General features: G+C 70.5%; 15 protein-coding genes. 6 read left to right on the top strand and 9 right to left on the bottom strand.

Going from position 1 to position 19,327, the window contains the following annotated elements; genetic code table 11:
- Positions 1-2: 2 nt before the first annotated feature.
- Genes KXD97_RS08715 through KXD97_RS08705 form a run of 3 tightly spaced genes read right to left on the bottom strand, consistent with a single transcriptional unit; the run spans position 3 to position 3,404 of the window.
- Positions 3-1,283, bottom strand: a complete 1,281-nt coding sequence (locus KXD97_RS08715; protein WP_260756335.1) for an amidohydrolase family protein — start codon at positions 1,281-1,283, stop codon at positions 3-5.
- The gene (locus KXD97_RS08710; protein WP_260756334.1) at positions 1,277-2,392 is read right to left on the bottom strand and encodes a CoA transferase; all 1,116 of its coding nucleotides are present in this window, start codon (positions 2,390-2,392) and stop codon (positions 1,277-1,279) included. Before KXD97_RS08710 ends, KXD97_RS08715 begins: the two co-directional genes overlap by 7 nt.
- 13 nt (positions 2,393-2,405) lie before the next feature.
- Positions 2,406-3,404, bottom strand: coding sequence for an acyl dehydratase (locus KXD97_RS08705; protein ID WP_260756333.1), 999 nt, complete (start codon positions 3,402-3,404; stop codon positions 2,406-2,408).
- Positions 3,405-3,501: 97 nt separating this feature from the next.
- Here KXD97_RS08705 and KXD97_RS08700 point away from each other — a divergent pair, with 97 nt between their 5' ends.
- Positions 3,502-4,659, top strand: a complete 1,158-nt coding sequence (locus KXD97_RS08700; protein ID WP_260756332.1) for an acyl-CoA dehydrogenase family protein — start codon at positions 3,502-3,504, stop codon at positions 4,657-4,659.
- Positions 4,659-5,381 carry a GntR family transcriptional regulator gene (locus KXD97_RS08695; protein ID WP_260756331.1) on the top strand — a complete coding sequence of 241 codons (723 nt, stop codon included), beginning with the start codon at positions 4,659-4,661 and terminating at the stop codon, positions 5,379-5,381. The genes KXD97_RS08700 and KXD97_RS08695 overlap by 1 nt, the downstream gene beginning before the upstream one ends.
- Before the next feature lie 30 nt (positions 5,382-5,411).
- Here KXD97_RS08695 and KXD97_RS08690 read toward each other — a convergent pair whose 3' ends face one another.
- The 5 genes from KXD97_RS08690 to KXD97_RS08670 all read right to left on the bottom strand — a co-directional run bounded on the left by KXD97_RS08690 (position 5,412) and on the right by KXD97_RS08670 (position 12,247).
- Complete coding sequence (locus KXD97_RS08690; protein WP_260756330.1) at positions 5,412-6,299, bottom strand: enoyl-CoA hydratase/isomerase family protein; 888 nt, start codon at positions 6,297-6,299, stop codon at positions 5,412-5,414.
- Positions 6,296-7,846: a fatty-acid--CoA ligase FadD4 gene (fadD4, locus tag KXD97_RS08685; protein ID WP_260756329.1), complete on the bottom strand. Its 1,551-nt coding sequence runs from the start codon at positions 7,844-7,846 to the stop codon at positions 6,296-6,298. The genes KXD97_RS08690 and fadD4 overlap by 4 nt, the downstream gene beginning before the upstream one ends.
- Positions 7,847-7,989: 143 nt before the next feature.
- Positions 7,990-9,819 (bottom strand): phosphoenolpyruvate carboxykinase (GTP), encoded by a 1,830-nt coding sequence (locus KXD97_RS08680; protein WP_260756328.1) that lies wholly within the window; start codon positions 9,817-9,819, stop codon positions 7,990-7,992.
- A gap of 143 nt (positions 9,820-9,962) precedes the next feature.
- Entirely contained in the window at positions 9,963-11,231 is a 1,269-nt protein-coding gene (locus KXD97_RS08675) for a hypothetical protein (RefSeq protein WP_260756327.1), read from the bottom strand.
- Positions 11,228-12,247 carry a ribosomal L7Ae/L30e/S12e/Gadd45 family protein gene (locus KXD97_RS08670; protein ID WP_260756326.1) on the bottom strand — a complete coding sequence of 340 codons (1,020 nt, stop codon included), beginning with the start codon at positions 12,245-12,247 and terminating at the stop codon, positions 11,228-11,230. Before KXD97_RS08670 ends, KXD97_RS08675 begins: the two co-directional genes overlap by 4 nt.
- A gap of 91 nt (positions 12,248-12,338) precedes the next feature.
- On the opposite strand from KXD97_RS08670, the gene trmB reads away from it, so the two are divergent.
- The 3 genes from trmB (at position 12,339) to KXD97_RS08655 (ending at position 16,902) form a co-directional block, all read left to right on the top strand.
- Positions 12,339-13,133 carry a tRNA (guanosine(46)-N7)-methyltransferase TrmB gene (gene trmB / locus KXD97_RS08665; protein WP_260756325.1) on the top strand — a complete coding sequence of 265 codons (795 nt, stop codon included), beginning with the start codon at positions 12,339-12,341 and terminating at the stop codon, positions 13,131-13,133.
- On the top strand, positions 13,130-13,855 hold the full coding sequence (locus KXD97_RS08660) for an NYN domain-containing protein (protein WP_260756324.1): 726 nt from the start codon (positions 13,130-13,132) through the stop codon (positions 13,853-13,855). The genes trmB and KXD97_RS08660 overlap by 4 nt, the downstream gene beginning before the upstream one ends.
- 74 nt (positions 13,856-13,929) lie before the next feature.
- Positions 13,930-16,902 (top strand): MMPL family transporter, encoded by a 2,973-nt coding sequence (locus KXD97_RS08655; RefSeq protein WP_260756323.1) that lies wholly within the window; start codon positions 13,930-13,932, stop codon positions 16,900-16,902.
- 12 nt (positions 16,903-16,914) lie between these two features.
- Here KXD97_RS08655 and KXD97_RS08650 read toward each other — a convergent pair whose 3' ends face one another.
- Positions 16,915-18,075: an AI-2E family transporter gene (locus KXD97_RS08650; RefSeq protein ID WP_260756322.1), complete on the bottom strand. Its 1,161-nt coding sequence runs from the start codon at positions 18,073-18,075 to the stop codon at positions 16,915-16,917.
- A gap of 77 nt (positions 18,076-18,152) precedes the next feature.
- On the opposite strand from KXD97_RS08650, the gene KXD97_RS08645 reads away from it, so the two are divergent.
- Complete coding sequence (locus tag KXD97_RS08645; protein WP_260756321.1) at positions 18,153-19,322, top strand: YbhN family protein; 1,170 nt, start codon at positions 18,153-18,155, stop codon at positions 19,320-19,322.
- Positions 19,323-19,327: the final 5 nt, after the last annotated feature.

The following is a 19,327-nucleotide window of genomic DNA, read 5'->3' as shown; positions in this document are numbered from 1 at the left end:
ACTCACCGGCGCTCATAGACGAGCCTGCCGCCGATGACCGTGGCGGCCACGGCAGCGGCGTCCAGGTCAACGGGCGCGGCCGGCGGCGGGGTGGACAGGATGCACAGATCGGCGGCCGCGCCGGGCTCGATCCGCCTCGGGACGGCCGGCCGGTCCGGCGCGCCCAGGAACATCGTCAACGCCGTTGCCGCCGAGACACGTTCACCGTCGCCCAGTACCCGGCCGGACGGCGTGGTGCGGTGCACGGCAGCGCGCATCACCGCCCACGGATCGAGGTCGCCGAACGGCGCGTCGGTGGACAGCGCCACCGTCACCCCGGCGCGGGTCAGCGAGGCGACGCGCCACAGCTCGTGGTGTTCGGCCGCGTCGACGTCGGTGAGGTACTGGTCGCCGCGTTCGGCGACGAAGTTCGGCTGGGTCACCACGGTGACCCCTGCGGCGGCAAGCTGGGCCAGCGTCCCGTCGGGCACCACCGCGGCGTGCTCGATACGATCGAGCGGATGAATGCCGTTGAGGCGCAACGCCTCCAGCGTCACGACCAGCTGGGCGGCGGTGACGCAGTGCACCGCGACCGGCGCGTCGGCGGCGCGCCGGTCGGCGATCCATCCGCTCACCTCATCGAGGTCGAGCGCGTCATCGTGCAGGATGCGCTTGCCCGGGGACAGCCACCGGACGCGCTGGGACATCTGCTTGGGCAGCTGGTCCGGATCGGCGAGATCCGGTGTGGCGTCGGTGACCCCGGTGACGCCGAGCCGGCACAGTCGCGCGCTCAGGCCGGCGAGGTCGGGTTCCTGACGCAGCTCGGCTGCCCAGCCGGCGTCGGCGCTGGGCAGCCGGCCGTCGGCATGGTCCGTCAGCCCGACGCGGTGCAGCGCGGCACTGTTCAGGATCCACTGCGCGCCGCTGCGGTGCTGGACCCGCACCGGAACCGACGGCGCGACGTCGTCGAGCACGTGCCGGTCCAGCGGTCCGGCGGCGGCGTCGTGGTAGCCGACCGCACGGATCCAGCCGTGCGCATCCACCGGCGCGGTGGCCAGCACCCGGGCCAACTCGGCCCTGGTGTGCACCACCTCGGGACCAACCCGGACCGAGTGCAGCGCGGCCGCGGCCGCGCGCAGGTGGATGTGGTGGTCGTGCAGGCCCGGCAGCACGGCGCCGCCGGCGGCGTCGTACTCCGGTTCGCCGGGCCGGCGCGTCAGCCCTGCGCCGACCTCGAGGATGCGCTCGCCGACGCGTAGGTCGGTCGCGGTGCCGTCGAGCAGCCTCGCCCGCCGGATCAGCACGATCCGGCCAGCCGTTCGGCGACCAGACGCTCGACGGCCTCGTTGTCCGCGCCCGGCGCTGGGCCGCGACTCGGGTTCGGCGGCGCTGTCGTGCAGTCGATTTCGCGGTCGCGGGGCAGTTCGGCGTAGGTCGCGGCGACCGCGGCCATCGACATCTCCACCAGCTCCCCGCCGCCTCTGGCCTGCGATTCGAGCACCGCACGGGCTGCGTGCAGCCCGGTCAACGGGTCGGCGATCGCGTCCCCGCAGAACCGCGGCGCCTGCGCGGTACCGCCGACGAGACCGCCCGAGACCGCCGCGTCGTCGCCGAACGCGACCCAGTCGGCGCGGCCGTCCGCCGTTCCGTGACCGGTGATCCGTATCCAGGTGCGGCCGGCACGTACGGGCACGCTGTCCGGACTCAGGCCACGCCGGCGCAGTGCCGCGGGCCGGGAGGACTCGATCACCACGTCGGCCGCGGCCAGCAGCCGGCGTAGCGGCCCGGGGTGCGCGAAATCAGCGTGGTAAGAGAGCTTTCCGGCGTTCATCCAATCGAAGACATCGCGGGGTCCCTGCCGTGTCCCGTCCGGGCGGGCGGCGCTCTCCACCTTCACGACGGTGGCGCCCGCGCGCGCGAGCAACCGGCCGCACAGCGGGCCGGCCCACATCGAGGACAGGTCGGCGACGAGCAGCCCCGCCGCCGAGGCCGGCTGTGACCGCGGCCCCAAGGCTCGCAAAACCTTTGCGGCAGGCGCAGTTTCACCGAGTACGCCGACGGGCAGGCCGAGCAGCCGCGCCCGCTCGGCGAAGCCGGTCACCCCGAGGTCGCGCACGCAGCGTTCGACCGCCCGCCAGGGGTCGGTCATGACGTCGTCAGTCTGGGTCAACGCGGGGACCGCGGCGACGTCGTCGCCGCGGGACAGGGTCAGCGCGCACCAGCCGTCGCGGGCGGCCATCAGCCGGGTGGCCCCGCCTGCGGAGATCCGGTCGCCGCAGCGCAGGCCCAGCAGTGCGGCCCGGCCGCCGAGCAGTTCCGCTGCGTCGACGGTGATTCCGGTACACGCGCCCACGTCGCGGGCGACCGAGCTTGCCCGGTCGAGCACGGCGGCAGGGATGCGCACGGGTGTCACCACACCATTGTGATCAGAAGTGCAGCACGCTGAACCGCCAGTCCAGCACCTGGCGGTCCTCGTCGGGTCCGGCCGCGTAGACCACCGACCGCAACCGCAGCACCCCGCCCCGCCCGCCCGGCAGCGGCTCAGCCGCCTCGATCGTGAGATCGCTGTACAGCGTGTCGTTCTCATGCACCGGCCCGGTGTGGTCGCAGGATTCCCAGCCCAGCACGGTCACCACGTTGGGCAGCAACCGGGCGGCCTGGGCCAGGGCCAGGCCGATGGTGTGCCCGCCGTACACCAGGCGCCGGCCGGCGACCCGTGAATCATGATGGGTGGCTGCGATGTTCAAGGACAGCCTGGCCAGTTCGGGGGCACTGCTGACCACGTCGGCGGTGCTGCGCAGGACGGCGCCGGCGAGCGCGGGGTCGAAGTGCGGGCCCGGCACTCGCGCCCGGAACATCTCGGCGTCCCAGTCGGCGGTCGGGTCGGTCACGGGCCCTTCGCCGGCACCGATGGCGGACAGATCGTCGGCGTGCCCGGTCTGCACGGTGTCGCCGCTCAGCGGCAGCATGGCGCACCGGTAGAAGTCCAGCACCAGTCGCCCGACCCCGTCGATTGTCGTCATGCGCAGTGCGGCAAGGCCGGTGGGCGCTCGCCCCGGTTTCGCCGTGTTCTGCCGAAGACCCACCACCTCGGTGCGGGTGAACAGGGTGTCGCCGATGACCGGGTAGCGGTAGAACGTCAGGCCACGGTAGAAGAGGTTGGCCTTGACCCGCTGGGTCGCCAACGTGGACTGGCCGATCGCGACGTCGCACACCAGGGCGGGGTGAGCCAGCGGCGCCGTCGCGCCCGTGACCGAGTGGGACAGCTCGGCGTCGAGGGGCAACCGGAGCCGGTCGCCGAGGATCGCCTGATGGGTGGCGGCCACGCCGGCGGTCAACGTCATGGAGGGGGCCGTGTCGAAGACCTGCCCTCTCTCCAACTGGTCGAAGAACGGACCGCCCGCGATTTGGCCGTACAAAGTCACAGCGGGTCATGCTGGCAGGACCCAGAACAGCGTGTCAACATGACGGACGTAAATGGCCGTACATTTACGGCAGCTTCACGACACGGAAAGGCTGTGGATGGTCGAGGGATTGAGCAGCGAAGAGGCCATGCTGGTGCAGACGGTCCGTACGTTCGTCGACCGGGAGGTGAAGCCGGCCGTCCGCGACGTCGAGCACGCCAACACCTACCCGGCGGCGTGGATCGAGCAGATGAAGCAGATCGGCATCTTCGGCCTGGCGGTCCCGGAATCCCACGGCGGTGCGCCGGTGTCGACCCGGTGCTATGTGCTGGTCACCCAGGAGCTGGCCCGCGGCTGGATGAGCCTGGCCGGCGCCATGGGCGGGCACACCGTGGTGGCCAAGTTGCTGACGCTGTTCGGCACCGACGAGCAGAAGCAACGCTATCTGCCCGCGATGGCCGGCGGGGAGCTGCGGGCAACGATGGCGCTGACCGAGCCAGGTGGTGGTTCGGACCTGCAGGCGATGTCGACGGTCGCCCGGGCCGACGGTGACGACCTGGTGGTCGACGGCGCCAAGACGTGGATCTCCAACGCGCGCCGTTCCGGCCTGGTCGCGCTGCTGTGCAAGACCGACCCCGACGCCACCCCCCGGCATGCCGGCATCTCGGTGGTGCTGGTGGACAACCCCACCACGGGGTTGACGGTGTCGCGTGATCTGCCCAAGCTCGGATACAAGGGGGTGGAGTCGTGCGAGCTGTCGTTCGACGGATGCCGGGTGCCGCGGTCGGCGATCCTCGGCGGGGTGGCCGGCAAGGGCTTCGCGCAGATGATGAAAGGCCTGGAGACCGGCCGGATCCAGGTTGCATCCCGCGCTCTCGGGGTGGCCTCGGCCGCGCTGGCCGATGCCCTGGCCTATGCGCAGGACCGGGAGAGCTTCGGGCAGCCGATCTGGAAGCACCAGGCCGTCGGCCACTACCTGGCCGACATGGCGACCAAGCTGAGCGCGGCCCGGCAGCTGACGCTCTACGCCGCCGACCGCTACGACAGCGGCGAGCGCGCCGACATGGAGGCGGGAATGGCCAAGCTGTTCGCCTCCGAGGTCGCGATGGAGATCGCGCTCAACGCGGTGCGGATCCACGGGGGGTACGGCTACTCCACCGAGTACGACGTGGAGCGCTATTTCCGTGACGCCCCACTGATGATCGTCGGTGAGGGCACCAACGAGATCCAGCGCAACGTCATCGCCGGACAGTTGGTGGCCCGGGGCGGAATCTGATGCCGCCGGCCTATCAGGTTCTGCGCGAACGGCTTCGGGAGGAGATCGTCGCGGGCCGGTATCCCGACGGCACCCGGCTGCCGACGGAGTCCGAACTCGTCGCCCGCCACGGCCTGTCCCGGCAGACGGTCCGTCGCGCGTTCCAGGATCTCGTCGCCGAGGGCGCGGTGTACCGGGTGCCCGGGCGCGGCAGCTACGCCCGCGACCAGGGCCGGCGCTACCTGCGGCAGCTCGGCTCGATCGAGGATCTGATGAGCCTGTCGGTCGACACCACGATGGAGGTGGTCGACGGGCTGCATCGCCGGGTCGACATCGACGCCGCCAGCAGGCTGCGACAGGACGGGGACTTCGTTCACACGGTGCGGTTCCGTCGGGTGCACGACGGTGTGCCTTTCGGTCACACCACGGTTCACCTCCCGCCGGGTGTCGCCGCGCCCGTGCTGAAATCACCCCACCTGGCCACCGGCGCGGTCAGCACGCACACCGTCATCGGTCTGCTCGGACCGCACCTGGAGAGCCCCATCGCCGAAGCGGCGCAATCGATCACGGTCGCGCCGGCCGGCGATAGGACCGCCGCCGCGGTCGGCTGCGCACCCGGGCATCCGATGCTGCGGGTGGACCGGCTCTACACCGACCACCGGGGCCGCCCGGTGGAGCTGGCGGTCAGCCAGTTTCTGCCCGAGCAGTACACCTACCGGGTCACGTTGCGCCGCTCCGGTTAGCGGATCGGGCGCGGCTCACGCGTGCCGGTTTCACACGACGGAGTCGACCAGGCCCCACCGCAGTGCGGTGGCGGCGTCGACGGTGTGGCCCGACAGCACCAGATACGCTGTGCGCCAACGCCCTATCCTCCGGGTGATGCTGACCGTGCCGCCGGCACCGGGAATCAGACCGAGGGCCAGCTCGGGCAGACCGAGCACCGCGTCGGCGTCGCAGCTCACGGTGCCGCAGAACCCGGCCATCTCCAGGCCGCTGCCCTGCACCTGACCGTGGATCTCGGCACGGCAAGCGCGGCCCAGACGTGCGGTGATCTCGTCGAGCACCAGCGCCGGGCTGTGCCGGGTGCGGGCCACGTGGGCGGAGGCCGGATCGGTGAACGACCCGAACTCGGCGAGATCGCCGCCGCTGCAGAACGACGGGCCGTTGCCGGCCAGCACCACCTCGTCGACGGACGGATCGAGCCGGGCCACCTCGAGCGCGTCCAACAGCGCGGCCCTGGCGTCGGTGGAGAACGCGTTGTGTCGCTGCGGGCGGTTGAACCGGATGGTGAGAAGGTTGCCGTCCCGTTGCGCGACAACCGGATCCGGCGTCCTTGGCACCTGCGCGGGTCCACGCTCGGCAAGCCAGCGCGCGAACTCCGGACCCGACTGCAACGTCGAATACGCCAGTGACTCGGTGACCACCCCGGTGAAGGTGGCACCGGCGGCGTCGAACGCGCGCAGCACGTCGTCGCAGACGGCGGCCGCCACCGGCCAGCGGCCGCACCGCTGCTCCAGCTCGGCGAGTGCGTCACGCACCGACGCGACGGTGACGGCCCGGCGGTCGTCGACGTCGTCTTCGGTCAGCGTGAAGGTGGCTTCGTCGGACGGAGTTCCGACGGCGACGCGGATACCGCCCGCCAGTTCGACCGGGTCGTTCACGAGTACTTCTTGATCAGCTCCTGCTTGTACAGCTTGCCCGTGTCGGTGCGGGGCAGCTGCGGCTCGAACGACAGCGACCGCGGACACTTGTAGTGCGCCAGGCGGTCACGCAGCCAGTCAAGGAGCTCGCGCCCGAATTCTTCGGTGGCATCGCTGGGGTCGACGGTCTGCACGACGGCCTTGACCCGCTGGCCCATCTCGTCGTCGGGGATGCCGAACACCGCGGCGTCCATCACCTTCGGGTGGGTGACGAGCAGGTTCTCGGCTTCTTGTGGATAGATGTTCACCCCACCGGAGATGATCATGTGGTGCCGGCGGTCGGTGAGGTACAGGTAGCCGTCCTCGTCGAGATATCCGACGTCGCCGACCGTCTTCCAGCCCTGAGGGTGACGTGAGGACGCGGTCTTGTCGGGATCGTTGAGGTACTCGAAGTCGTAGCCGCCCTCGAAGTAGATCTCACCGGCCTGACCGGGCGGGAGTTCCTGGCCGTCCTCGCCGACGATGTGGATGACGCCCGTCAGCGGCTTGCCCACCGAACCTGGGTGCGTCAGCCACTCCTCGGCGCTGATCAGCGTCGACCCGTGCGCTTCCGAGGAGGCGTAGTACTCGTCGATGATGGGGCCCCACCAGTCGATCATCTGCTTTTTGATGTCCACCGGACACGGGGCGGCGGCGTGCATGACGCGCTCCAGGCTGGACACGTCGTACGACGTGCGTACGTCCTCGGGCAGCTTCAGCATCCGGGTGAACATCACCGGCACGAATTGTCCGTGCGTCACCGTGTGTTTGGCGATCGCGTCCAGCGCACCCTCGGCGTCGAACTTCTCCATCACCACGGTGGTGATGCCGCCGGCCTGGGTCTGCATCGACCACACCGACGGCGCGGTGTGGTACAGCGGGGCCGGGCTCAGATACACCGCGTCCGGGTGCATCCAGAACGACACCAGCGCGGCCATCAATCCGGGCGACTCCGACGGCGGCACATGCGGCAGTTCGCGTTTGATGCCCTTGGGTCGGCCGGTGGTTCCCGACGAGTACTGCAGCAGGTCGCCCTCGATCTCGTCAGCGATCGGGGTGTCCGGCTTGTCGGCCACACACTCGGGATAGGACTGCCAGCCATCGAGGGATCCGGAGGCGCTTGTCGCCGACGATTCGGCTCCGGAAGCGATCAGCCGCACCGGCGGAAGGCCGTTCGGCAGTTCGGCCTCCAGGCCGGCGAGCGTGTCGGTGAGCTTGGCCGAACCGACGATGGCCTTGGCGCCGCTGTTATCAACGATGTAGGCGACCTCGGCAGCGGTGAGGTGGGTGTTGATCGGCACGTAGTACAGACCGGCGCGGCGTGCCGCCCACATCACGGCGTGGATGTGCTCGTTGTTCTCCATCAGGATCGCGACGGCGTCGCCCTCGACCAGTCCGGCGTCCCGGAACAGGTGGGCCAACCGGTTGGCCCGCGCCTCGAGTTCGCCGAACGTGACCACAGTTCCGCTGGGGTACATGATGACGGCGGGCTTGTCGGGGCTGGCAACGGCGGTGTCGCGGATCTGCATGCGCTGACTTTACTTCGCCACAGTTGACAGGTGTCAAGAGCGGCTTGTCGGATCCGCACCAGCCCGCTCAGCGACGAGCGTGCGCGAAATCGGCCCGCGGGCGGCGTGTCCGGGCGCAGACACGCACGCTCGCGGGGGAAGGATCAGCGCTCTTCGGCCAGGCGGGTCTTCAGCGCGTCGAACTCGTCCTTGATGCCGGTCGGCAGCTTCTCGCCGACGAACTCGAACCACTCCTCGATCAGCGGCACCTCGGCCTGCCACTCCTCGACCTTGACCGCCAGCGCCTCGTCGACGTCGGCCGGGTCCACGTCCAGACCCTCCAGATCGAGGTCGGCCGCGGTGGGCACGATGCCGATCGGGGTGCTCTTGCCGTCGGCCTTGTGCTCGATGCGCTCGACGGCCCACTTCAGCACCCGGCTGTTCTCCCCGAAACCGGGCCACAGGAAGCGGCCGTCGTCACCGCGGCGGAACCAGTTGACGAAGAACACCTTCGGCAGCTGCGACGCGTCGGCCTGCTTGCCGATGTTGATCCAGTGCTGGAAGTAGTCGCCGACGTTGTAACCCAGGAACGGCAGCATCGCCATCGGGTCACGCCGTACGGTGCCGACCTTGCCCTCGGCGGCCGCGGTCTGCTCGGAACCCAGCGTGGCACCGATGAAGACCCCGTGCTGCCAGTCGCGGGCCTCGGTGATCAGCGGGACGGTGGTCTTGCGGCGGCCGCCGAACAGGATCGCCGAGATCGGCACCCCCTGCGGGTCGTCCCACTCCGGCGCGAGCGTGGGACACTGGGAGATCGGGGTGCAGTAGCGCGAGTTCGGATGCGCTGCTTTGGTTTCCGTCTCCCGCAGCACCCAGTCGTTGCCCTTCCAGTCGATCAGGTGGTCGGGCTCGCCCTCCAGGCCCTCCCACCACACGTCGCCGTCGTCGGTCTTGGCGACGTTGGTGAAGACGGTGTTGCCGGCGGCGATCGTCTTCATCGCGTTCGGGTTGGAGTCCCAGTTGGTGCCCGGGGCGACGCCGAAGAAGCCGAACTCGGGGTTGGTGGCGTAGAGCCGGCCGTCCTTGCCGAACCGCATCCAGGCGATGTCGTCCCCGACGGTCTCCGCGCGCCAGCCTTCGATGGTGGGCTGCAGCATCGCGAGGTTGGTCTTACCGCACGCCGACGGGAACGCCGCGGCGATGTAGTACGCCTTGTTCTCCGGGCTGATCAGTTTCAGGATCAGCATGTGCTCGGCGAGCCAGCCCTCGTCGTGCGCCATGGCCGACGCGATGCGCAGCGAGTAGCACTTCTTGCCCAGCAACGCGTTGCCGCCGTACCCGGAGCCGAAGCTCCAAATCTCCCGGGTCTCCGGGAAGTGGGTGATGTACTTGGTGTCGTTGCACGGCCACGGCACGTCCGCCTGGCCATCTTGCAGCGGCGCACCGACCGAGTGCAGCGCCTTGACGAAGAAGCCGTCGTCACCGATCTTCTCCAGCGCCGCCGCACCCATCCGGGTCATCGTGCGCATCGACACCACGACGTACTCGGAGTCGGTGATCTCCACACCCAGCTTGGGGTCGTCGGCGTCGAGCGGGCCCATGCAGAACGGCACCACCCACAGCGTGCGCCCGCGCATGCAGCCGCGGTACAGATCGGTCATGATGCCGCGCATCTCGGCCGGGTCCATCCAGTTGTTGGTGGGGCCGGCGTCGATCTCGCGCTCGGAGCAGATGAAGGTGCGGGACTCGACGCGCGCCACGTCGGACGGGTCGGACAGCGCCAGGTAGGAGTTCGGCTGCTTGGCCGGGTTCAGCTTCTGGAAGGTGCCCGCCTCGACCAGCTGCTCACAGAGCCGGTCGTACTCCTCCTGCGAGCCGTCGGCCCATGCGACGCGGTCGGGCTGGGTCAGCTCGGCGACCTCGCGAACCCAGGTGAGCAGACCCTCGTGCTTGGTCGGTGCGTTGTCGAGTCCCGGAATGGTCGCTGCGGTCATGCTGTGTCGTCTCCCCTGCATCTCGACGAAGGCCTGCCAGAACGCAGGCGCCGGAATCAGAACCCAAGGCTCAGATTCCCTGGTCACTGTCTACTGAGGTTAACGCGGGTGACATACCTGCGGTGAATCAGGACGATGTCCATTCACTCACAGGAACGATTCAGATGGTTCCCACCGGGCGATCTACCGAGCGGTAACAAGTCATGGTGCCCGATTCGGCGCTGCCGCGCACGGGACAACTCCCGCAGCGCGGCCTCGACCTGCGCGATCCGCGCGCCTGCCACGGCGTCCTCCGCGTCCCCGGAGGCCGCGCCCGCAGCGGCGAGCGCGGTCTCGACCGCCAGCATCCGGGTCGCCACCCGTTCCTCGCTGACAACGCGCAGCGCAGCCACCACCTCCAGCGCCCAGCGCTCCAGCACGGACCGGTCGTGCAGCAGCGCCCGGGTCCGGATCACCCACGCGGTCGTGACCAGGCCGAGCATGGTGCCGGCGAGCAGCCCGACGGTGGCCAGCTCCGGGGCGAGCCCCGACAGCAGCCGGGGCACCACCATCGCGACCCCCAGCCCGAACCCCGCGCCCAGCACCGTCATCAGCCGGATCTCCAGCCGCCGGGCGCGCAGCGGCGGATCCGGCAGCCACGGCTCGTCCGGCGCCGCCGCGGGACCGGCGGCCTCGGCATGGGCGTGCGCGGTGAGGTCCGCGTCGACGGCGGCGAGGACCTCGGCCGCGCGCCTGCGGGCGCGGTCGGCGAACCCGTCGACGTCCCCCCTGCCCGCCGCGGCCGCGTCGTCGAGCAGTTCCGTGCGCAGCGCCGCGCACCGCTTCCGCGCGGTGTGGGTCACGGTGAGGCGGGCCTGCGCGAGGTCGGTGCGCAGCAGGGTCGCCCGCCGCGCCGCGCCGGCCCGGCGCTCCCGCATCAGCCGGTCCCGCTCGTCGCGCAGCGTCTGCTCGCGGGCCGCCCATGCGCGCAGCTGGTTCCGCCCGGCCCGGCCGGGGTCCGCCAGCTGCTCCCCGAGCACCCTGACCAGTTCGTCGATCACCGGATCACCCAGCCGCGGCGCCGCCGCCACGCCGATCCACGGGATCGGGCCCAACCGCGGCGTGTGCGCGGCCAGCCGCGCCCGGTCGGCGGCCAGCACGGCGGTCCAGTCGCGGTGGTCGTCGATCTTGGACACCACCGCGACCACCGCGTCAGTGGCCGCGGTGGCGAGATCGGCCAGCGCGCAGTCGGATTCGGTGATCGGAGCCACCGCCGAAACGACGAACAGCACCATCGCGAGTGGGCCGGTGTGCCCGGCGTCGCCCGGCTCGACGAACCGGCAGTTCGGCATCCTGCTGCGCAGCTCCCCGACCAGGCTGGTCACCCCCGCCCGCGGCGGGCCGGTCACCAGCACCACGTCCGGTGCGGTCACCGCGACCGGCTCAGCAACCGCAGTGAGCCGCGCGCGATGGCTGCCGCGCAACGTCCGTGGTGCCCGGTGACCGGGCCGCCCGCGTAGCGGTGCCAGTACACGGCGCGCCGTTCGTGGGCGTCGGGGCTGTCGCCGCGGTCGACCCGCAGCCCGGTCGCCTCCATCGCGTCGACGGCGGCGGCCATCACCGCGATCACCGCGTCGTCGCCGGCGAGGAAGCCGGCCAGTCCGTCGTCGCGGGTTTCCGCGGCCACCCGGTGCAGATCGTCGACGGCCGCGCACACCCGCCGGTACGTCACCTCGGCGGTCATCGCGTCCACCGCCGCGACCACGCGGCCGACCTGGCTGAGATCGCGCAACGCGCGGTTGACGGTCGCCGCGTCGGCCCCCTCGGCGCAGGAGAGCACGGCGTGTGCGAGCCCGAACCGGTCCAGCCGGGCGAGCAGCCGGCGCCGAACCTCGGCCGGCACCGGGTGCTCGGCGTCGACGAACGCGTCGGTGGAAGTCATGTCGGCCGGGGTCGCGGCCAGTGTCCGCAGCGCCGCGACATCCCGCCCGTCGAGCTCGGGGCGGGCCAGCAGCGCGATCATCGGCACCACCGCCACCCCGGCCGTCCCGCTGATCCGGGCCGCGCACGCCGTCGCCGCGGCCAGCGGCCCGCCGACGACCCGGCCGGCCAGGTCCGCCTTGTTCAGCACGATCACCGTCGGCACCGGCGCCGTGAGCAGCGCCCGGTCCTCGGGTTTGAGCACCTCGGCGACCACGATCACCTGCGCGTCGGCGGCATCTACGGCGGTCACCACCGGCACGCCGGACGCGGCCAGCGCGCGGGCGACGGACCCGCAGCCCACCCCGCTCCGGCCCCGGACGGCTACCCTGACCGGGTCCCGCAAGCGCTCCGGCACGGCGCGCAGCCGCGGGTCGTGCGTGTGTGCGGCGAACTCCGCCACGACGTCGGCGAACATGTGCCTGCCCCCGTGTCCCGGACCGGTGGACGGCCCGCTCCGAACTCCCATCGTGGCACCGGTCGCGGGCCGGTCAGGACACGAATTCACAAGGCAACTGTTGGGTATCAATCTGTCACACGATGCAGGGAGCGCAGGCGCGATGAGCGACTATGGACGGATGCACACGCCGGAGTCCGACCTCGCCGCACCCGAGGCGCCGGACCCCGAGGACCATCCGCACTTCCACCGCCGGGTCACCAGCTTCCGGGCCCGCCGCTCGACGATCTCGGACAACCAGCAGGCCATCTGGGACCGGCTCTGGCCGCAGCTCGGGTGTCAGGCCCGCGACGGCGACGCCCCGGCGGGCCGGCTCGACCTTGAAGCGTGGTTCGGCCGCACCGCGCCGCTGGTGCTGGAGATCGGCTGCGGCACCGGCACCTCGACACTGGCCATGGCCCAGGCCGAACCCGACGTCGACGTCATCGCCGTCGAGGTCTACCGGCGGGGGCTGGCCCAGCTGCTCGCCGCGATCGACCGGACCTCGGGAACCGACCATCCCGTCACCAACATCCGGCTGATCCGCGGCGACGGGGTCGACGTGCTGACCCACATGGTCGGCCCGGGCTCGCTGACCGGTGTGCGGGTGTTCTTCCCCGATCCATGGCCCAAGGCCCGGCACCACAAGCGCCGGCTGCTGCAGGCCGACGTCGTGGCACTGATCGCCGACCGGTTGCGGCCGGCCGGGATCCTGCATGTCGCCACCGACCACATGGGTTACGCCGAGCACATCGCCGAGGTCGGCGATGCCGAACCGCTCTTGCGCCGCGTCGAGGCAGGCACCGGCGCCGACACCGCAGGACTGCCCGTCTCCGTGGCCCGGCCCGTCACCAAGTACGAGCGCAAGGCGCTGGCCGGTCCCACCGTTGCCGAACTCCTCTGGGAGAGAACACCATGAGCCTGACCGACAACATGCCGGCCCCGCCGGACGCGCCGGACAACCCCGAGCCCGTGACCCCAGCCGCGCTGGGCGCCGACACCGCACCCGAAGCCCGGGTGCTGCTGGTGTGGGACGCCCCCAACTTGGACATGGGACTCGGCGCGATCCTCGGCGGCCGCCCGACCGCCGCGCACCGGCCGCGATTCGACGCGCTGGGCCGCTGGCTGCTCGGCCGCACCGCCGACCTGTCGGCCGCGCAGGCCGGGTCCGGACGACCGGTGGCGCTGGAACCCGAGGCCACCGTGTTCACCAACATCGCCCCCGGAAGCGCCGACGTCGTCCGGCCCTGGGTGGAGGCGCTGCGCAACGTCGGTTTCGCGGTGTTCGCCAAACCGAAGATCGACGAGGACAGCGACGTCGACAGCGACATGCTGGCCCACATCGCGCTGCGGCGCAGCGAAGGACTGGCCGGGCTGATCGTGGCCTCGGCCGACGGCCAGGCGTTCAAACTGCCGCTGGAGGACATCGCCAGAAGCGGTGTCGAGGTCCAGGTGCTCGGATTTCGCGAACATGCCAGTTGGGCGTTAGCGTCGGATACCTTGGAGTTCGTCGATCTGGAAGACATCCCCGGTGTCTTCCGGGAGCCGTTGCCGCGGATCGGACTTGACTCGCTACCCGAGCAGGGCGCCTGGCTGCAGCCTTTCCGGCCGCTGTCGTCGCTGCTGAACTCGCGCGTCTAGATAACTGAAAGCCCCGGGTCCGACGTGTGGGGGCGAAGATGACAGGGACTTTCGAAGACCGATAGGAGCATCACGTGTTCGCCTGGTGGGGTCGAACGGTGTACCAGTACCGATACATAGTGATCGGTGTCATGGTCGCACTGTGCCTGGGCGGCGGCGTCTACGGCATCAGCCTGGGACAGCACGTCACACAGAGCGGTTTCTATGACGAGGGCAGCCAGTCGGTGCACGCGTCGCTGGTCTCCGACGAGGCCTACGGGCGCGACCGGACCAGCCATGTGGTGGCGATCCTCACTCCGCCGGACGGAAAGAAGGTCACCGACCCACAGTGGATCGAAAAGGTCACCGGCGAGCTGAACGACGTGGTGGCCGAGCACCCGGATCAGATCGTCAGCTGGGTGGGCTGGTTGCGGGCCCCCGACAGCACGGCCGAGACCGTGCAGCAGATGAAGACCGAGGACGGCTCCAAGACCTTCATCAGCATTCCGCTCAAGGGCGACGACGACGACGAGATCCTGAAGAACTACCAGGTCGTCGAACCGGACCTGCAGAAGGTCAACGACGGCAACATCGCGCTCGCCGGCCTGCAGCCGCTGGCCAGTGAACTCACCGGCACCATCGGCGAGGACCAGAAGCGCGCCGAGGTCGCGGCGATCCCGCTGGTCGCGGTGGTGCTGTTCTTCGTGTTCGGCGGCGTGATCGCCGCGGCCCTTCCCGCGATCATCGGCGGTCTGACCATCGCCGGCGCACTGGGCATCATGCGGCTGTTCGCAGAGTTCATGCCGGTGCACTTCTTCGCCCAGCCCGTCGTCACGCTGATGGGCCTCGGCATCGCGATCGACTACGGCCTGTTCATGGTGAGCCGGTTCCGTGAGGAGATCGCCGAGGGCTACGACACCGAGGCCGCCGTGCGCCGCACGGTGATGACTTCGGGCCGCACCGTGATGTTCTCCGCGGTGATCCTGGTCGCGTCGTCGGTGCCGCTGCTGCTGTTCCCGCAGGGCTTCCTGAAGTCGATCACCTACGCGATCATCGCGTCGGTCATGCTCGCGGCGATCCTGTCGGTCACCGTGCTGCCCGCCGCGTTCGCGATCCTGGGCCGCAATGTCGACGCGCTCGGGGTGCGCACGCTGCTGCGGGTACCGTTCTTCCGCAACTGGAAGCCGATGCGGGTCTACTTGGAGTGGCTGGCCGAGAAGACCCAGAAGACCAAGACCCGCGCCGAGGTCGAGAAGGGTTTCTGGGGCCGGCTGGTCAACGTCGTGATGAAGCGGCCGATCGCGTTCGCCGCGCCCATCCTGATCGTGATGATCCTGCTCGTCATCCCGCTGGGACAGCTGGCCCTCGGCGGCATCAGCGAGAAATACCTGCCGCCCGACAACGGGGTGCGTCAGGCGCAGGAGGACTTCGACCGCAGCTTCCCGGGCTTCCGCACCGAGCCGCTGACTCTGGTGATCGAGCGTCAGGACGGTGAAGCGGTCACCGACCAGCAGCTCGCCGAGATCCGCGCCAAGGCGATGACGATCAGCGGGTTCACCGACCCGGACAACGATCCGTCGAAGATGTGGCAGGAGCGGTCCGTCCAGGAGGGCGGTTCGGAGGATCCGTCCATCCGGGTGATCCAGAACGGTCTGGTGAATCGCAACGACGCCTCCCAGAAGATCGACGAGCTCCGGTCCATCCAGCCGCCGCGCGGCATCGACATCTCCGTCGGCGGCACCCCCGCGCTGGAACAGGACAGCATCCACAGCCTGTTCGACCGGCTGCCGCTGATGGGCCTGGTGCTGATCGTCACCACCACGATCCTGATGTTCCTGGCGTTCGGGTCGATCGTGCTACCGATCAAGGCCGCGCTGATGAGCGCGCTGACGCTCGGGTCAACGATGGGCATCCTGACCTGGATGTTCGTCGACGGCCACGGGTCGGGCCTGATGAACTACACGCCGCAGCCGCTGATGGCGCCGATGATCGGCCTGATCATCGCCGTGATCTGGGGTCTGTCCACCGACTACGAGGTGTTCCTGGTGTCGCGCATGGTCGAGGCCCGCGAGCGCGGAATGTCGACCGCCGAGGCGATCCGCATCGGCACCGCCACCACCGGCCGCCTGATCACCGGCGCCGCGCTGGTGCTGGCCGTCGTCGCGGGCGCTTTCGTGTTCTCCGACCTGGTGATGATGAAGTATCTGGCGTTCGGTCTGTTGATCGCGCTGCTCCTGGACGCGACGATCATCCGGATGTTCCTGGTGCCCGCGATCATGAAGCTGCTCGGCGACGACTGCTGGTGGGCGCCGCGCTGGATGAAGCGGGTCCAGGAGAAGCTGGGTCTCGGCGAGACCGAGCTCCCCGACGAGCGCAAGCGTCCGCTGATCCGGGAGACGGCGCCGGCCGAGGCGCTGGTCGGCGCCGGTGGCCCGCCGTTGCCGGCGCGGCCGCTGCCGCCGCACGATCCGACCCATCCCGCGCCCGGTGGACGCCCGCCCGGACCGACGACGCGGATCCCGGCCCCGCCGCGGACCGCCGACCCGTCGGCAGTGGGCACCGCACGCATCCCCGGGGCGCCGCCCCGCCCGCCCGTGCCGCCGCAGCCCGAACAGGAAGCCCCGACCACCCGGTTCGGCATCGCCAAGAACGCGGTGCGCAACGCGGTCAGCAACGCCACCGCGGCCGCCCAGCGCGCCACCGAGAAGTCCGCTCCCCCGCCGGCGCAGCCGCGGGAGGAGCGGGAGATCGAGTCGTGGCTCGGTGATCTGCGGGGCACCGGCGCGTCCGGCGCCGGCCCGGCCGCACCTGCGCCGCTGCGGCCGTCCGCCGAGCCGACCCACGCCATGCCCGACACCAGCGAGCCGACCACGGCGATTCCGTCCGGCAAGGTTGCGCAGGAGGACGACGGCGACGACGCCAGCACGCGGGCCATCCCCGCCGCGCGGCAGACCGATGCCGACGCCGCCACCGAGAAGTTGAACACGCGGCCGGACCAGGATCCGAAGCGTCGCGGCAGCAACGGGCTCAGCGCGCAGGACCTCCTGCGCCGCGAAGGCCGGCTCTGACGGTTCCCGGGATCACTCCCGGGGCACCTCGGTCTCGATGTCGTCGGGTTCGGCCCGCACCACGGGCCCCTCGTCGGCTTCCATCGCCGCCTGCTCGGCGGCGGGGTCGTCGGCAACCAGCACCCGCATCGCGCTGTTGATGAACGCGAGCGCCGGCACGGCCAGCAACGCCCCGACGATCCCGGCGAGCACGCCGCCACCGGCGATCACCAGCACGATGGCCAGCGGGTGGATCGACACCGCGCGCCCCATCACCAGCGGCTGCAGCACGTGCCCTTCCAGTTGCTGCACCGCGATGATCAGACCCAGCGTGATCAGGCCGTAGATCCAGCCCTTCGCGATGAGCGCGACGATCACCGCCAAAAAGCCGGTCACCACCGCGCCGACCAGCGGGATGAACGCGCCGAGGAACACCAGGGACGCCAGCGGCAGCGCCAACGGGATCCCCATGATCGCCAGCCCGATGCCGATACCGGTGGCGTCGACGAGCGCCACCAGGAACGTCGCGCGCACATACCCGATCAGCGAATGGAACCCGGCGCGGCCGGCGTCGCGGACCCGGTCACGCACGTGCGACGGGAACACCCGGGTGATGAACGCGAAGATGGTGCGTCCGCCGTGCAGCAGGAAGATCAGGGTGAACAGCATCAGCAGCGCACCGGTGATGATCTCGGTCAGGGTGCCGGCGGTCGACAGCGCACCGCTGGTCAACTTCTCCTGGTTGCTGCGCAACGCTTCGATCGCCTCGTCGCGGGCCTGGTTGATCTGCGCCGGGCTGACGGCGAGCGGGCCGTCGGTCAACCACCGGACCAGCCCCTCGATGCTGGTCGACACCTGGGTGACCAGATCCGGCGCGCCTTCGATGAACTGGTTGACCACGAACGTGAGCAGGCCGCCGAACAGCGCGAAGCCCGTCAGCAGCACCAGCGCCACCGCCCCGCCGCGGGGGGCGCCGCGACGGTCCAGGAAGTCCACGACCGGCATCAGCAGCGCGGCCAGGATGGTGGCCAGCGCGACGGGCACCACCAGGATCTCCAGCCGCAGCATCATCCACAGCAACGCGACGATCGCGCCGAGGATCACCAGCAGTCGCCACGACCAGGCCGCCGCCTTCCTGACCAGTGGGCTGACCGACTCGTCGGCCACGGTGTCGAAGGACGGGCCACCTGACATTCCGGTAGCGTAACGGCCTCGCCTGGACGCGCCCGGGATCTGCTGTTGCAGGGTGTATGCGGCTTACTCTGTACCGCGTGTCTCACGACGCGCCCCCGAGCGACACCCAGACCGGCCCGGCCGGGCCGGGTCGCAGTCGCGGCAGGTACTGGTGGCTGCGCTGGGCGCTGATCGCGCTCGCCGTCATCGTGCTGACCGTGGAACTCGCGCTCGTGCGGGACCAGTTGGCCAAGGCGTGGGCCAGTCTGCGGTCGGCCGACTGGCTGTGGGTGCTGGCCGCCGCGGTCGCGGCGATGGCATCGATGCACAGCTTCGCCCAGATCCAGCGCACGCTGCTGCGTTCGGCCGGCGTGCGGGTGCATCAGTGGCGCTCGGAGGCGGCGTTCTACGCCGGCAACGCGCTGTCCACCACACTGCCCGGCGGCCCGGTGCTCTCGGCGACGTTCATCTACCGGCAGCAGCGGCTGTGGGGCGCCTCGCCGCTGGTGGCGTCGTGGCAGCTGGTGATGTCCGGGGTGTTGCAGGTCATCGGGCTCGCCCTGCTGGGTCTGGGCGGTGCGTTCCTGCTCGGCGCGAGCAAGAACCCGCTGTCACTGATCTTCTCCCTCGGCGGGTTCCTCGCGCTGATCCTGCTGGCGCAGGCCGTCGCCAGCCGGCCGGAGCTGCTCGACGGCATCGGCGTGCGGGTGCTGACGTGGGCCAACTCGGTGCGCGGCAAGCCCCTGGACACGGGACTGGCGAAGTGGCGCGAGATCCTGACCCAGCTGGAAGCAGTGCACCTGAGCCGGCGGGACCTGGGCAAGGCGTTCAGCTGGTCCCTGTTCAACTGGATCGCCGACGTCGCATGCCTGCTGTTCGCCTGCTACGCCACCGGCGGGCACCCGTCGCTGGCCGGTGTCACCGTCGCATACGCGGCCGCCCGCGCCGTCGGATCGATCCCGCTGATGCCCGGTGGTCTGCTGGTGGTCGAGGCGGTGCTGGTGCCCGGCCTGGTCTCGAGCGGGATGTCGCTGGCGTCGGCGATCTCGGCGATGCTGGTCTACCGGCTGATCAGCTGGATCTTCATTTCGGTCATCGGCTGGGTGGTGTTCTTCTTCATGTTCCGCACCGAGAGCGCCCTGGACCCCGACATCAACGGCGACGTCCCCGGCGATCCCGCGCCGCCGGCCCAATTCAGCCCGGACCCGGAGGCGTTCCACCCGCCCGACGAGAAATCCGGTGCGCCACCCGAGGATCCGGGTCGCTAGCCTTC

This window comes from Mycobacterium sp. SMC-8 (assembly GCF_025263565.1).
Classification (GTDB): domain Bacteria; phylum Actinomycetota; class Actinomycetes; order Mycobacteriales; family Mycobacteriaceae; genus Mycobacterium.
This window is presented reverse-complemented; position numbering and strand designations above follow the sequence as displayed.

Bases quoted from the DNA above. Each gene is read 5' to 3' on its own strand.
- fadD4 (WP_260756329.1), bottom strand. From the start codon at position 7,846: ATGCAGATCCGCGACACCGCCGTTGCCAGCCCCGACAAGCCCGCCGTC.
- trmB (WP_260756325.1), top strand. From the start codon at position 12,339: ATGAGCGACTATGGACGGATGCACACGCCGGAGTCCGACCTCGCCGCA.
- KXD97_RS08650 (WP_260756322.1), bottom strand. From the start codon at position 18,075: ATGTCAGGTGGCCCGTCCTTCGACACCGTGGCCGACGAGTCGGTCAGC.
- KXD97_RS08695 (WP_260756331.1), top strand. From the start codon at position 4,659: ATGCCGCCGGCCTATCAGGTTCTGCGCGAACGGCTTCGGGAGGAGATC.
- KXD97_RS08670 (WP_260756326.1), bottom strand. From the start codon at position 12,247: ATGGGAGTTCGGAGCGGGCCGTCCACCGGTCCGGGACACGGGGGCAGG.
- KXD97_RS08700 (WP_260756332.1), top strand. From the start codon at position 3,502: ATGGTCGAGGGATTGAGCAGCGAAGAGGCCATGCTGGTGCAGACGGTC.
- KXD97_RS08680 (WP_260756328.1), bottom strand. From the start codon at position 9,819: ATGACCGCAGCGACCATTCCGGGACTCGACAACGCACCGACCAAGCAC.
- KXD97_RS08660 (WP_260756324.1), top strand. From the start codon at position 13,130: ATGAGCCTGACCGACAACATGCCGGCCCCGCCGGACGCGCCGGACAAC.